The sequence below is a fragment of the Streptomyces sp. SID13726 genome (assembly GCF_010548375.1).
Lineage (GTDB): Bacteria > Actinomycetota > Actinomycetes > Streptomycetales > Streptomycetaceae > Streptomyces.
Genome location: NZ_JAAGLY010000026.1, coordinates 36624 through 50432 on the forward strand (window position 1 = coordinate 36624; position 13809 = coordinate 50432).

General features: G+C 73.7%; 8 protein-coding genes. 5 read left to right on the forward strand and 3 right to left on the reverse strand.

Going from position 1 to position 13809, the window contains the following annotated elements:
- The first annotated feature begins 82 nt into the window (after nucleotides 1–82).
- The 3 genes from G3I78_RS39775 (at nucleotide 83) to G3I78_RS39785 (ending at nucleotide 3439) form a co-directional block, all read left to right on the forward strand.
- Nucleotides 83–847 (forward strand): SDR family oxidoreductase, encoded by a 765-nt coding sequence (locus tag G3I78_RS39775; protein ID WP_164434042.1) that lies wholly within the window; start codon nucleotides 83–85, stop codon nucleotides 845–847.
- A gap of 342 nt (nucleotides 848–1189) precedes the next feature.
- The gene (locus G3I78_RS39780) at nucleotides 1190–2680 is read left to right on the forward strand and encodes an ABC transporter permease (RefSeq protein ID WP_164434044.1); all 1491 of its coding nucleotides are present in this window, start codon (nucleotides 1190–1192) and stop codon (nucleotides 2678–2680) included.
- A 66-nt stretch (nucleotides 2681–2746) separates the two neighbouring features.
- Nucleotides 2747–3439 carry an ABC transporter ATP-binding protein gene (locus G3I78_RS39785; RefSeq protein WP_164434046.1) on the forward strand — a complete coding sequence of 231 codons (693 nt, stop codon included), beginning with the start codon at nucleotides 2747–2749 and terminating at the stop codon, nucleotides 3437–3439.
- 27 nt (nucleotides 3440–3466) lie between these two features.
- Here G3I78_RS39785 and G3I78_RS39790 read toward each other — a convergent pair whose 3' ends face one another.
- Together G3I78_RS39790 and G3I78_RS39795 are read right to left on the reverse strand one after the other, a co-directional pair.
- Nucleotides 3467–4447: an aldo/keto reductase gene (locus G3I78_RS39790; RefSeq protein WP_164434048.1), complete on the reverse strand. Its 981-nt coding sequence runs from the start codon at nucleotides 4445–4447 to the stop codon at nucleotides 3467–3469.
- Nucleotides 4448–4501: 54 nt separating this feature from the next.
- Nucleotides 4502–4828, reverse strand: coding sequence for a nuclear transport factor 2 family protein (locus G3I78_RS39795; RefSeq protein WP_164434050.1), 327 nt, complete (start codon nucleotides 4826–4828; stop codon nucleotides 4502–4504).
- Nucleotides 4829–5006: 178 nt separating this feature from the next.
- Between G3I78_RS39795 and G3I78_RS39800 the strand changes: the two genes are divergently transcribed.
- A complete protein-coding gene (locus G3I78_RS39800) occupies nucleotides 5007–5537 on the forward strand; it encodes a DoxX family membrane protein (RefSeq protein WP_164434052.1) in 531 nt (176 codons plus the stop codon).
- Between the two features lie 155 nt (nucleotides 5538–5692).
- Nucleotides 5693–10972 carry a hypothetical protein gene (locus tag G3I78_RS39805; protein ID WP_343243966.1) on the forward strand — a complete coding sequence of 1760 codons (5280 nt, stop codon included), beginning with the start codon at nucleotides 5693–5695 and terminating at the stop codon, nucleotides 10970–10972.
- Here the strand turns inward: G3I78_RS39805 and G3I78_RS39810 are convergent.
- Nucleotides 10969–13749 (reverse strand): AAA family ATPase, encoded by a 2781-nt coding sequence (locus tag G3I78_RS39810; RefSeq protein WP_164434054.1) that lies wholly within the window; start codon nucleotides 13747–13749, stop codon nucleotides 10969–10971. The genes G3I78_RS39805 and G3I78_RS39810 overlap by 4 nt on opposite strands.
- Between the last annotated feature and the right edge of the window lie 60 nt (nucleotides 13750–13809).

Consider the following 13809-nt stretch of genomic DNA (forward strand, 5'->3'; position numbering starts at 1 on the left):
TACTCCCGATTGGCGCGTACACAACAGCCAGGTGTCGGACGAATGAGTTCCAGATGGCGGACTCTCGCCTACGCTGCGGCCCATGGACGACAGGCAAGCTGCTGAGAAGGTCGCGGTGGTGACCGGCGCGGGCTCGGGAATCGGCCGCGCGGTCGCCGTGGAACTGCTGCGCACGGGCTGGTCGGTGGCGCTGGCGGGGCGGCGGACCGGGACGCTGGAGGAGACGGCGGCCCTCGCGCCCGAGGGCGCCCGGATCGCCGTGCGCACCGACGTCTCACGGCCCGAGGACGTGGCCGCGCTGTTCGCCGCGACGGTCGGCCGGTTCGGGCGGGTGGACCTGCTCTTCAACAACGCGGGGACGTTCGGGCCCGGCGGGGTGCCGGTGGAGGAGCTGTCGTACGACGCCTGGCGGCACGTGGTGGACACCAACCTCAACGGGGCGTTCCTGTGCGCGCAGGCGGCGTACCGGCAGATGAAGGAGCAGGACCCGCGGGGCGGCCGGATCATCAACAACGGCTCCATCTCCGCCCACACACCCCGGCCGCACTCCGCCGCCTACACCGCGACCAAGCACGCGCTCACCGGCCTCACCAAGGCGCTGTCGCTCGACGGCCGGCCGTACGGCATCGCGGTCGGGCAGATCGACATCGGCAACGCGGCGACCGACATGACCGAGCGGATGCAGACCGGAGCATTGCAGGCCAACGGGGAGGTCGCGCCGGAGCCCGTGATGGACGTGGCCGACGTGGCGCGCACGGTGCGGCACATGGCGGAGCTGCCGCTGGCGGCGAACGTGCAGTTCGCAACCGTACTGGCGACGGCCATGCCGTACGTGGGGCGTGGTTGAGCGGTCGATTTACACAAGCGGAATATGTCCTTCCGCCCTCGTCGCAGCCGGTCGGCGGCTTATGCTCATCACGTCTCCTCCACAAGAGCTTCACAGTTGGAGGAGTGGCGTTCCGCCGACCGCCGAGGGGGGAGGGCGGCGGCCGTCCATGAGCCGGGTGGGGGTGGATCTCGCGAGGGACCGCGAGGTACGCACCGGACCGTGGACGGCCGCCGCACACATTCTCAGCTCACGCACATCCCTTCTCAGCCCTCACACATCCCTTACTCACGGCAGCTCAATCCTGTCTCCCTACCTTGAGGCAGCGCCCACAGCGGGCGCCAAGAACCTTCGAGGAACGGGATGTTTGGCATCTATCTCAAGCGCGAACTGGGCCGGCGCAAGAAGGCGGCTCTGGTCATCGCACTGGGTCTGGCGCTCGGAATCGCCCTGGTCATCACCGTGAACTCGGTGTCGGCCGGTATGACACAGGCTCAGGACAAGGTCCTGAAGTCGCTCTACGGCCTCGGCACCGACATGACCGTCACCAAGGCGAGGTCGGCGCCCACGGACAACAGCTCGGGCAGACCGAACTTCCAGTTCGACGCCAGCTCCAACGACAGCGACGACACCCAGAGTTCCGACCGTGTGATGACACAGGGCGGTCAGGCCCTGGCGTCCAGCGTGGTCACCAAGGTCTCGAAGCAGAGCGGGGTGGCGAGCGCGGTGGGCGCGCTCACCCTGAACGTCACCAAGGTCGACGGGTCCTTCACCCAGGGCAAGGCCCAGTCGCAGAGCAGCGGCTCCTCCCAGGGACAGGGCCAGGGCGGTCCGGGCGGCGGCTCCGGCGGCGGTTCGGGCAACAGCACCGCCGCGCCCCAGGTCCAGGGCGGTGGCGCCAACTTCGACGTGAACTCCTACTCGGTCGCCGGCGTGGACGTCACCGACCAGACCCTCGGCCCGCTGGCCGGCTCCAAGATCACCTCCGGCAAGACCTTCACCGCCACGCAGACCGACGCGAAGGTCGCGGTCGTCAGCAAGTCGTACGCCAAGGAGAACTCCTACAAGGTCGGCAAGACCTTCAAGATCTCCGGCACCAAGTACACGGTCATCGGCATCGCGACGCCCGACAGCAGCGAGTCCACCACCGACGTCTACCTGCCGCTGAAGCAGGCCCAGACGCTGGCCGACGCCAAGAACCAGGTCACCACGGTCTACGTCAAGGCGACCGACTCCAAGCAGATCGACTCCGTCAAGTCGGCGATCCAGAAGAACATCTCCGGTACGACCGTCACGACCTCCGCCGATCTCGCGGAGACCGTGTCCGGCTCACTGTCCACCGCCTCCAACCTCGCGACCAGCGTGGGCAAGTGGCTCTCCATCGCCGTGCTCGTCGCCGCGTTCCTGGTGGCCGCGCTGCTGACCTCCTCGGCGGTCTCCCGCCGGGTGCGGGAGTTCGGCACCCTGAAGGCGCTCGGCTGGCCGAGCCGCCGGGTGACCCGGCAGGTCGTCGGCGAGTCCATGGTGAACGGCCTGCTCGGCGGTGTTCTCGGCATCGGCCTCGGCCTCGCGGCCGCCTACGCGGTGACCATGATCAGCCCCAAGCTGACCGCGCAGCTCGGCAGCACCGGGGGCGGTGGCGGCGGCATGGGCGGCGGCCCCGGCGGTGGCGGCGGCCCGGGTCAGCAGGCCTCCCAGAACACCATGGAGATCGCGCTGTCCGCGCCGGTCTCGATGACCACCATCGCGCTCGCGGTGGGCCTCGCGGTGACCGGCGGTCTGATCGCCGGCGCGATGGGCGGCTGGCGGGCGTCCCGGATGCGGCCGGCCGACGCGCTGCGCAGCGTCTCGTAACGCCGCCCCGTCACACCCCTCCCCGCTTCGCTCCCCCTTCGCTACGGAATCCCCAACGGAGCTCTCATGTACAGACTCACCGGCGTCACCAAGCGCTACTCGCGCGGCAAGGAGACGATCGAGGCACTGCGCGGTGTCGACCTCGCCATCGAGGACGGCGACCAGCTGGTCATCCAGGGCCCGACGGGCGGCGGCAAGTCCACGCTGCTCCAGATGATCGGCGGCCTGGACCGTCCCTCCGAGGGCAGCGTCGAGCTGGACGGCGTGGACCTCGCGCGCATCAGCGAGGCCAAGCTGACACGGCTGCGGGCCGAGAAGATCGGCATCATCTTCCAGTCGTTCAACCTCATTCCCACGCTCACCGCCCAGGAGAACGTGGAGACCGCGCTGGTCCCGCTGGGCGTGAAGCCGGCGGAACGGCGGGAGCGCGCGGCGGAGGCGCTCCGCTCGGTGGGTCTGGGTGAGCGGCTCAGCCACGCGCCCTCCGAACTGTCGGGCGGTCAGCAGCAGCGGGTGGCGATCGCCCGTGCGCTGGTCAAGAAGCCGAAGGTGCTGCTGGCCGACGAGCCCACCGGCAACCTCGACGAGTCCATGCGGGACGAGATCATGGCGCTGCTCGAAGGGCTGTGGCACGAGTACGGGTTGACGTTCATCATGGTCACGCATGACTCGTCGATCGCCCGGCGGGCGCCTCGGCTCGCGACGATCAAGGCCGGGCAGATCACGTTGACCGAGCAGCAGCAGTCGTACGCCCAGTAGGAGCCGGGCCAGGACGACCCGGGCCGCTCACCGCCCCAGAAGCTTGTTGATCTCGGTCAACTGGTCGGCGGTGAGCGGCCCCTTCGCCATCGCGCCCGCGTTCTGCTCCGCCTGAGCCACCGAACGGAAGCCCGGGATCGGGACCGTCCGCGGGCTGCGGGCCCAGATCCAGGCCAGCGCGCCCTGCGCGAGCGTACGGTCCTCGCTCGTCAGGATCTCCTTCAGCGCGTCGATCCGCTTCAGCCACTCCGGGTCGGCCGTAGCGCCGTCGCCGAAGCCCTGGAGCCAGGCCGGAGGGTTGCTGCGGATGTCGCCCGCGTCCTGCGGCCCTTGGCGCTTGCCGGCCAGCAACCCCATCGCCAGGGGACTGCGGTTGACGCTGGCGAGGTTCGACTCCCCTGCCAGGGCCAGCATTTCGGGCGCGTCCTGCATCACGTTCAGCTGGTGCTGCACGGCCGTGCAGTGCTCCCCCCGCGCGAAGACCCCGGCGCGGGCCGGGTCATCGGTGCTCCAGGCGTACGCGCGGATCAGGCCCTCGGTCACGAACTCCTCGCACTGGTCCCGGAGTTCGGCCGCGAGCGCCGGGTCCAGGTCGGAGAGGTGGAGCTGGTAGAGGTCGATGCGGTCGGTGCCCAGCCGGGCGAGGGAGGCCGTGAGCGCGCGGCGGGCGTGGGCCGGGGTGTGGTCGCGGCCGGTGAGGGTGCGGGACTCCTCGTCGAAGACGTTGCCCCACTTGGTGGCGAGGACGACGTCGTCCCGGCGCTTGCCGAGGGCGCGGCCGAGCACCCGCTCGCTGTGTCCGGCGCCGTAGGTGTCCGCCGTGTCGAAGAAGGTGACGCCCAGGTCGAGGGCGCGCCGGACCGCCCGTACGGACTCCTCGTCGTCGACCTTGCCCCAGCCGAGGGGGTTGCCGTCGGCGGACTGCCATTCCCCGCCGATCGCCCAGCAGCCGAAGCCGAGCGCGCTGACCTCGATGCCGGAGCGGCCGAGAGTGCGTGTGATCTCCATGTCCGAGAACGCTAGGACCTGGAGTGCACACGAAGGCAAGAGGGGTACGGGATCTTATGCCTGGCCGGTCTCGAAGCGGGAGATCCGGCCGCTGTCCTCGACCTCGAAGCGCCAGCGGGTGCGCATCTCGCCCCAGGTGTCGTTGCGGTAGCGGGCGATGAGGTCACGGCCGCCCCGGGACTCGTTGTCGACGTCCATATGACCGTGGCTGGAGAAGATCTCCCGGTCGATCCAGTCGTCGAGGTCCCGGTCGGTGCCGTCGTCGGCCATGGTGGCGCCGGGCGCGAGCAGGGCCAGGAAGGCCTCGCGGTCATGGGCGTTGACGGCGCTGACGAAGGCGCGGACGGCCGGGTCGCTGAGTTTGGCGGTCTGAATCGTCATGCCAGCCAGACTCACACCGCTCCCCCGGGTGCGCCACCCGAACGGCGGCGCGGACCGGTCGGGCGGGTGTGGGGGGTGCGACGGTGGAAACCCGTGGGGTGCGGAAACCCGTGGGGTTCCGTCTTCACCGTTCTGGCTTGCTCTTCTCTGTTCTCCACTGTTCTTCCCTGGAGCGATCGTGACCTGCTACGACCGACGTGATCTGGGCCTGCTGCTGCTCCGGCTGGGGGCGGGGGGTGTGCTGGCCGCCCACGGTGCGCAGAAGCTGCTCGGCTGGTTCGGCGGGGGCGGTATCGAGGGGACCGGCCAGTTCATGGAGTCCGTCGGCTACGCGCCGGGGCGGGAGAGCGCGACGGCGGCGGGGCTGGCCGAGGCGGGCGGCGGCGCCCTGCTCGCGCTGGGGCTCGCGACCCCGGCCGCGGGTGCGGCGGCGGCCGGGGCGATGGCCGGGGCGTCCGCGGTGCACGCGCCCAACGGCTTCTTCAACGCGAGCGGCGGCTACGAGTACGCGGCCACGCTGGGCCTGACGGCGGCCGGGCTGGCGATCACCGGACCCGGCCGGCTCTCCCTGGACCACGCGCTGGGCCACACGGTGAACCGGGGGTGGATGGTTCCGGTGGCCCTCGGGGCGACGGGGCTGGTGACGGCGCTGGTCGTGGGGGCGCGCAATCGGCGGTTGCGGGAGAAGGACGGCGACGACGACACTTAGACGGCGCTGTTCGAGGAGCAGGAGGCGCTCTTCGGGGAGTAGCGCGTTACCGGAAGGTGCAGGGGACTTGACCCTCAGGTGAACCAAGTGCGGCAACAGTGACGGGAGTTGAGCCAGGGGCCTGAAGTCCCCTTTGGGGTGGCTACGTTGAGGCAGTGCGGACACAGCAGAAGTCAGGGGACGGCAGGACCGGCGACTCCCAGGCGGCGCCCCGGGTGCCACCCGCCGCCGCCCCACCGGCCTCCGTCACCGCACCGGCCTCCGTCACCGCATCCGCCCCCGTCGCCGCACCGGCCCTCTCCGGCGCGCCTCCCCACTCCGTGCTCGCCTTCCGGCAGGCCGCGGGGAACGCGGCCACCACCCAGGCGCTGCGCCAGGAACGGGAAGGGGGCCGGCCGCGTCCGCCCGCGCCGCCGCCCGCCGTCGTACCCACCGCCGCGCCGCGCCCGGGCCTGGTGCTGCCGCCGTATCTGAACGACCTCGCGGCGGCCGGGCTGTCGACGGCCTACGGGCTGACCGGGCACGAGTTCGTGAAGAACGCGGTCGCCGCGGTCGTCGGGCACGGTGACGGGACCGTCTCCGACATCGCCGCCGAACTGGCCGGGCGGCCCGAGACGTTCTTCGGGCAGGGCCGCGCCTTCGCCGTGGCGGGGGTGAAGGGCAAGGAGTGGTGGGACGTCACCGTCCGCATCGCCCCGGCCCCCGACGACCGCCCGCCGGTGCACTACCCGAACGACCAGGTGGGCGATGCCGTCCCGGACGCGGACGGGGCCCCGGTGGTCGGCCTGGACGACGACAGCGAGGGCAAGGACACCAAGGTCGACGTCCAGCACAACACCGCCGCCACCACGAGCACCACGGCCGGCGGCTCGTCGAGCACCGGCGCGGGCGGCGCGGTGTTCGGGCTGGCGCCGGTGGTGCCGGGGCTGTGGCTGGGCGGGGCCGCCACCGGGAGCGCGCAGCCCTGGCAGTCCTCGCGGGAGTCGCGGCGCCAGCGCAGTGTCGCCGAGCCCCGGGTGCTGCGCAGCGACAAGGGTTCGGTCGAGGTGGCGCGCCGGGTGCAGTACGTCGTGCGGGTGCGCAAGCACGGCTCGGAGGACACGGAGACCCTGCGCGGCTCCGGCGGGCTCACCCAGCGGGTACCGACCGAGCATCTGGTCCCGGCCGGGACCGGGACTCCGCCCGTCCCGGCGCCCTTCGCCGCCGACGACCCCACCCCGCGGCGGGTCTCCCTCGCCGACTCGCTCGCGCCGCTCGCGGTGACCGACACCGCCGCCCCGCACCAGGGCGGGCACGGTCTGTTCGACGCGGTCCGGTCCGTCCTGCACCCCGCCCTGACCGCGCCCGGGGCACCGGGCCTGGCCCGGCTGTACGAGGCGACCGCCACGTCGACGGTCCTGGAGGACATGCCCCGGCTGCTGCGGGACGGTGTGCTCGGCGAGGACCTGAACTCCAAGGACGGCCGTACGACGGGCAGTTACCGCCTGAGCGCCGCCCTGACCTCGCTCGCCCCCGGCTGGGGCACCGGCAACACCCAGCTGCGCACCCACCAGCAGACCCAGACCTCGGTCACGGAGAGCGCGGGCAAGGGGCGGGCCGTCACCGGGGGCGTGGGCCCGGCGTTCGGGCTGGGCGCCTCCGGGAACGCGGCCGTGCTGCGGGGCACCACGATGCCGGTCGTCGGCGCCCGCCAGGCCCGCTTCACCGCGGCGGAGCAGACCGTCTCCAGCCGGCAGGGTGCCGAGGTCCGGGGCGGGAAGGTGCTCTACCACGGGTCGGTGCTGTTCACGGCCGAGGGCACGGGTCCGCGGTCGGCCGAGATGGTCCTCGATCCCGCGCGCCGGGTCGCCACACACACGATGAACGTGTGGATCAGCCTGCGGGCCGACGAGGCGCAGAGCCTCGGGCTGCCGCTGCCGCCGGGTACGCAGGCCGGGGAGTTCGCCGAGAAGCCGAGGCGGGCCGACGGCGACGGCGGCGAGGTGGAGGTGGAGCGGCACCTCGCCTACGGCGGCCGGGGGTCGAGCGTCGCGCTGAGCCAGATCGACACCGGCCCCATGGTGCGGGCCGTGTACGAGATGTTCGCCACCGACCCGAGGCTCGCCGGCTATCTGCCCGCCTTCGGCGCCACCCCGCCCGCCGCCCGCACCAGCGAGGAGGAGGCCGCGGCCCAGCTGCGCAACCAGCGGGAGCTGATGACCGCCCTGTCGGAGACCAACCTCCGTGTCAACAAGGACCAGTTGCTGTCCACCGGCATCGCGGTCCGGCTGCGCCGCAAGACCACGCTGCACTCCCATGACGTACAGCTGCGGGTCACGGGCGAGCTGGGCGACACCGCCTACCAGGGCGACGTCAAGGACTGGTTGGTGCGCTCGCACTCCGGGGTCACCGCCAACTCGCTCAGCGGACGCAGCAGTTCGCGCTCGATCGGCGGTCTGGTGCTCGGCCAGGCCCGGCTGGTGCCCGGCGTCCTGACCGGCTCGGCCCGCTACGAGCGGCACAGCTCGGGCTCCCGGCGCAACCAGGCGGGTCCCTCCAGCCGCAGCGACATCGTGGCCAACGGCTCGGAGTCGGCCAGCGCCTTCACGGCCCCGCTGCGGCTGGAGGTGGGCGTCACGATGACCTCACGACCACGCAAACTGGCCCGCGGCCTGAGCGTCGGCTCCCCCGGCCGGGACGCGCCGGAGTCCCGGCTGCTGGGCGGGCTGAACCTGCCGGAGCAGGACGTACGGCTGCTCACGCCGACGGAGTTCACCCTTGACCGGGAGGGCAAGGAGCGGCTCGACGCGACGGTCGGCGCCCGCCGGGCCGGACCCGCGGCGCCCGACCACGCCTTCGCCGCCGAGGGCATCGGCGACCTGGCCGCGCTCACCCCGAAGCCGTCCGCCGGACGCGTGCTGAAGGACTGGCAGTTGGTGGAGACCCTCGACGGGGAACCCGTACGGGCCCTCGCCTTCGAGCTGCTGGCGCGGGCCGCCGCGGGCAACAAGGGCGCGCTCCGGGACACCGCGCTGGAGTCGGAGGGGCTCGCGCCGCGGCAGGCGGTGGAGGAGCGGTTCGGCGAGCGGGCGATCCAGGCGGCGCTGCGGCAGGCCGCGTCCTCGGGCTGGGTGGTGCGCAACCTCCGCTATCCGCGCCGTCTCGCGGCCCTCAACGGCGCCGTGGGCACCCGGATCGCCCTCGCCAACCCGAGGTTCCTGCACCAGGGCGCGGGGCCCGGCACGGAGACCTTCGTGCTGGGCGGACACCAGTCCGCGGGGCAGACCGGTCAGGGCACCAGCAGCACCTTGCAGGGCGGTTTCACGGTCGCGGAGAACGGCACCGAGTGGCGCACCGGGCAGGGTGTGACGGGCTTCCGCACCTGGAGCGAGGGCGACTCCGAGGCGGCGACGGTCTCCGGCACGGTGGAGCGCAACGCCCACACGAAGAAGAAGGCGCCGCTGTATCTGGTCCAGTGCGATGTGCTGGTGAACATGGTCGCCGAGGTCGGCACCACCGTCGGCGGTCCCCATGTGGCCAAGGGGGCGCGGACGTTGCGGGCGGCGGCCGGTGTGTGGCTGTCGGAGGCGCAGCTGCCGCCGCGGATCAGACGGCAGCTGGGGCTGGACACCGAGGCCGAGCTGCCCATGTCGTCCCGGGCGCGGGGCAAGCGCCCGGCCGTGGAGGGCGAGCGCCCGGCCGTTGCGGGCAGGCGTGCCGCGGTGCCGGGCGAGAGTTCCGCGGAGGGTTCCCGTACGGGCCGGGAGCGGGCGGCCGCCGGTCCGTCGCTGAGCGGTGACGCGGCCCTCGGCTTCGGCATGGTCGAGGATCTGCCGGACTTCGTCCCGCTGCTCGGAATGCTGCGGTCGAGCCTGGCCCGGCAGGGCGGGCGGGGTCTCGCCGACGACCTGCTGCCCCGGCAGCAGCTCAAGGACCGCAACGACAACGTGCAGCGGCTGCTGCGGGTCCTGGACCGGGACGGCTCAGCCGGACTGCTGTCCGGCGCCATGGACGGCGGGGTCACCGTCGAGCTGTTCGACGGCCGCAGGACGCCGTACTGGGCGGTGTTCAAGATCGCCCGCAACGGCCCCGGCACCTTCGCGGGCACCGCGGACGACGGCCGCGACATGGAGTACATCACCTCGGCGGTCTCGCAGCGCGCGGCCTCCCACGACCAGGGCGTGCTGACCGGTGCCGAGGGCGTGTTCGCCGGATCGGGCAAACCCGAGGGCGGGGTGGGCCAGTTGAAGAGCACCGGGGGCGCCGCGGGCCTGGGGTTCGCGTCCGGCGGCTCCCGGCGCGACGGCACCGCGAGCCGGGGGCAGCTCGGCATGAAGACGGTCGCCGAGGCGAGCGCGGCGCCGTCGGCGAAGATCCGTGTGCCGATCCGGGCGAGCCTCGAACTGTACCGGGGCGACAAGCGGTTGGGGCTGGCCCTGCTCGGCCACCGCGGACTGGCGCTGACCCATCGCGTCCTCATGAAGGACCTGGAGGCGCTCAACCGGGTGGTCGCCCCCACGGACCGGCCACCGGTGACCGGCCGGGCCACGGAGACGGCTACGGCTACAGCTACAGCTACAGCGAGTGCGACCGCGCCTGCACCTGCACCTGCACCTGCACCTGCGCCTGCGCCTGCGACCGGCCGGAGCCCGGCCGGACTCGGGGCCTGGCGCGCGGCCGGTGTGCGGCTGCCGATGGAGGCCCAGGTCAACGGCTTCCAGGGGATCGCGCAGGTACGGGAGTCGTTGGCCGCGGCCGTACGGGAGGCGGGCGGCGGCGACCGGTTCCGCGACCGGGGCCAGTCCGCCGCCTACGCCCTGAACGAGGCGGTCTCCACCGAGTGGATGATCTCGGCGCTGCCGCTGCTCACCGCCGCCGGGATCGACCTGCCGCCGGTGCACGCGACCGGGGCGTCGGGCCAGGACCTGCGCGCCTCGCTGCACGCGCGGCTGCGCGAGGGGCGGGTCCTGGGCGTCGGCGACAAGATGACGTTCGAGACGGTCGGGCAGAGCGGCCTGTCGGCACCGCGCCCCACCCAGACGGACGGCCAGAGCTCGACCGACCACGGCCGGCAGGCCCGGGGTCTCGGGGGCGCCGGTGTGCTCAACGCCGACGAGTTCCGCCTCAACCAGCTGATGGGCAACTCGGGCGGGGCGGCCGGCGCGACCGACGCGACGGCGAACTCCTCCGGCTCGATGCCGCTGCACAAGCCGAAAATGCGGTCGGTCCTGGTCCAGTTCACGCTGGACGTGAAGGCGGTGGCCCGGGTGACCGACCGGGTCCGCAGCGGCCGTACCGGCACGGCGGAACGCGAGACGACCCTCACCAGGCCGGTGGTGATCCGGATGCCGGAGCCCGTGGTCCGCCGGATGCTGACGGCACAGCGGACGCTCCTCCAGGACCCCGGCAACCATCTCGGCACGACCCCGGCCGTCGCCCCGCCGCCGGAGGGCTAGCCCGCGCCCAGCGCCTCCCGCAGCTCGCCCCTCCGCCGTATCCCCAACTTCCGGTAGGTGCTGGTGAGATGGGTCTCCACGGTGCGGCGGGCCAGGTGCAGGAGGTCGGCGATCTCGGTGTTGGTGCGGCCGTCGGCGGCGAGTATGGCGACGCGGAGTTCGCTGCCGGTGAGGGAGCCCGAGCCGGTGCGGGCGAGGGCCGGGCGGCGGGCACCGCCCTCACCCAGGGCCTCCTCGGTGAGGGTTCGCAGGCGTACGGAGCCCAGTCGTTCGGCGCGTTCGGCCGCCTCCCGCAGGCACTTGCGGCCCCGCGCGCGCTCCCCGGCGGCGGTCAGCAGCCGGCCCTGCGCGATCAGCGCGGCCACCAACTCCGGCTCCACCTCGGCGGACGCCGCCCGCAGCAGTCGTACGGCCTCCTCGGCCAGCTCAAGACCCCGGCGGCCGCCCGTGACCGCGGCCAGTGCGCGCAGGGCGCGGCCGACCGTGCGGGGCGTGCCCCACTCCCTGGCCAGGCGCAGTTCCTCCTCGGCCAGCGTGAGCGCGCCCGTGGGGTCGCCCAGAGTCAGGCGGCACTCGGCGGCGGCGGAGCGCCACGGTGTGACGACCGGGCTGAGCACCTCGCGGGCGGACTGGCGGCGGCCGCACTCCAGGAAGTCGTGGAGCGCCCCCGCCGGGTCGCCGTCGGCGCGGCGCTGGATGCCCCGCGCGTACAGGAACCGGTTCAGCTCCCAGGAGTCGGACGCCTCGCCCAGGTCGAAGCCGTCCGCGAGGTGCCGCGCCTCGGCTGTACGGCCCCGCTCCACGAGGCCGATGAGGGTGTGCGCCTGCACGTTGGAGGGGCCGCCGGCGGGCAGCAGGAGCGGTTCGGCGGGGAGGCTCCCGTACTCGCCGCGGGCCGCCGCGATGTCGGCCTGGGTGTTGAGCAGGGAGTGGTGCATCGGGTGCAGCAGGCCGGGGCGCTGTCCGGCCATGCCCCGGTCCACGAGCCGCTGTGCCTCGTCGAGTTCGTCCGCCCACTGGGCGACCACGGCGGCCGTGCCCACCAGGAACGGCTCGGTCAGCGGGTCGGCCGGCTCGGCGAGCAGCGCCCGCACCCGTCGCATCGCCTCCCGCGCCGAGGTGAGTCCGGCGGTGACGGCGTGGCGCACGAGCAGGACGTGGGTGGCCGGGCCGACCAGTTCCGGGGTGTGTTCGACGGTGTCGGAGATACGGTCGTACACCTCGCGGCGGACCGTCTGGTCGTGGTCGGACAGCAGGGCGGAGGCGCTCTGCAGGGTGCCGGTGAGGTCGGGGCGGCCGGTGAGCTCCGGGCGGCCCGCGAACTCCTCGTCCAGCGTGCGCAGCATCTCGACCGCGGCGCGGGGCCGGCCGCGTCCGGCGAGCGCGGTGCCCAGGGCGACCGCGGCGCGCACCCGGTCCTGCGGGGCACCGGGCAGCTTCAGCGCCTCGGTGAGCCGCGGGATGCCGGCCGAGGACCGGTCGCCCGCCACCTCCAGGGAGCCCAGTTCGGTCAGCAGCCGCTGGCGGCGGTCGTCGGGCAGGGGTTCGTCGAGGGAGCGGCGCAGATAGGCGACGGCGTCGTCGTTGCGGTCGTCGCGCAGGGCGAGGGCGGCGGCGTCCTGGAGCACCGACGGCGCCCACGGGGTGCGCACCGGGTCGGCCTGGAGCAACTGTCGGGCCACGGTCTCGACGGGGGCACCGCGGTGCAGCATCGCCTCCGCGGCGCTCCGGCGGGCGGCGCGCCGCCGGGTGGCGGGCACGCCGGTGAGCACCGCGTCCCGTAACAGGGGGTGGGCGTAGCACGGCCGGCCGGCCTGGTCGGTCCGCAGCAGGCCGAGTCCGGTCATGGCGGTGAGCCAGCCGGCCGTCCGCGCGGGGTCGACCCCGGCCAGTTCGGCGACCAGCGCGCCGAGGTGCTCGGGGGCGGTGTTCCCCCGGTCCCAGCCCTCTTCGAGGGCCGCGAGGGCGCGGGCCACCTCCGTCGTGCCGGGGCCCGCGCTGTCCAGCCACCAGGAGACGGCCGCCTGGTACTCGCCGGGGTAGAGGGCGGCGGCCGTCTCGGGGACGGCGGGGCCGCGGTCGGTGCCGGCGAGGTCGTCCAGGAGGGCGCGCAGCAGCAGGGGGCTGCCCGCGCCGGCCCGCACGCAGTCGGCGACCCAGGGGGCGGGGGCCTCGGGGAACGCGGCCCGTACCCGTTCGGCCGCCGCGTCCGGGGTGAGCGGGGGGAGGGTGCGGGTGCGGACGAGGGCGGGCGAGAGGGTATGGCTGAAACCCGCGGCGGGCGGGTCGATGTCGTACTGGCTGCGCTCGGTGACGGCCAGCAGGACCGGCATGGCCAGGTGGTCCACGTGCCGGGCGGTCTCCACCAGCCAGCGGTGGGAGGGCGGGTCGGCGAGGTGGACGTCGTCCACGGCGAGCAGCAGCGGGGACGCCTCGGCGTGCCGGCGCAGGAGCCCGCGCAGGAGTGTTCCGGTCTCCCGCTCGGTGGCGCGCTGCACGGCGGCCTTCCCCGACTCGTTGAGCGGGCCCAGGAGTTGGCATAACGCCGCGTAGGGCACGGTGGACTCGCCGGGGGTGCAGCGGGCGCGCAGGATGCGCATGCCGTGCGCCGCGGCGGCCCCCGCGGCCGCCTCCAGGACCGTGGTGCGGCCCGTCCCGGTGGCCCCGCGCAGCAGCACCAGACCCCCCGCGCCGGCCCGGGCGCGGGCGGCCGCTGCCGTGAGCAGCGCGGCGGCCTCCCGGTGTCCGCGTGGCTGCTCGGGCGTGGCCTCGGACATTGCTGCCTCCTTGCTCGGACGTGACGTGCACCGCAGTCGAGGACGGATCAGGCCGCCGGG

Excerpts from the sequence above, each read along its gene's own strand:
- G3I78_RS39775 (WP_164434042.1), top strand. The coding sequence starts at position 83 with ATGGACGACAGGCAAGCTGCTGAGAAGGTCGCGGTGGTGACCGGCGCG.
- G3I78_RS39780 (WP_164434044.1), top strand. The coding sequence starts at position 1,190 with ATGTTTGGCATCTATCTCAAGCGCGAACTGGGCCGGCGCAAGAAGGCG.
- G3I78_RS39785 (WP_164434046.1), top strand. The coding sequence starts at position 2,747 with ATGTACAGACTCACCGGCGTCACCAAGCGCTACTCGCGCGGCAAGGAG.
- G3I78_RS39790 (WP_164434048.1), bottom strand. The coding sequence starts at position 4,447 with ATGGAGATCACACGCACTCTCGGCCGCTCCGGCATCGAGGTCAGCGCG.
- G3I78_RS39795 (WP_164434050.1), bottom strand. The coding sequence starts at position 4,828 with ATGACGATTCAGACCGCCAAACTCAGCGACCCGGCCGTCCGCGCCTTC.
- G3I78_RS39810 (WP_164434054.1), bottom strand. The coding sequence starts at position 13,749 with ATGTCCGAGGCCACGCCCGAGCAGCCACGCGGACACCGGGAGGCCGCC.